The 381-nt window shown below is 61.7% G+C and carries 1 pseudogene; it reads left to right on the top strand.

Annotation, left to right across the window (positions count from 1 at the left end):
• A pseudogene (locus tag AB0C16_RS40885) lies at positions 1-381 on the top strand (preprotein translocase subunit SecA); the annotation flags it as partial.

The raw sequence follows: 381 nt of genomic DNA, 5'->3' as shown, positions 1-381 counted from the left end.
GACAACCTGTACGAGTCGGTGAACACCCCGCTCGTCGGCTATCTGAACAACGCCATCAAGGCCAAGGAACTGTTCAAGAAGGACAAGGACTACGTCGTCATCGACGGCGAAGTCATGATCGTCGACGAGCACACCGGCCGTATCCTCGCCGGCCGCCGCTACAACGAGGGCATGCACCAGGCGATCGAGGCGAAGGAAGGGGTGGACATCAAGGACGAGAACCAGACCCTCGCCACGATCACCCTGCAGAACTTCTTCCGCCTCTACGACAAGCTCTCCGGCATGACCGGTACGGCGATGACCGAGGCCGCCGAGTTCCACCAGATCTACAAGCTCGGTGTGGTGCCGATCCCGACGAACCGGCCGATGGTCCGCGCCGAC

The sequence above is a fragment of the Nonomuraea sp. NPDC048916 genome, assembly GCF_040649575.1.
Taxonomy (GTDB): Bacteria; Actinomycetota; Actinomycetes; order Streptosporangiales; family Streptosporangiaceae; genus Nonomuraea.
Note: the sequence above shows the minus strand (reverse complement) of the source record. Positions and strands in the feature narration are given on the sequence as shown.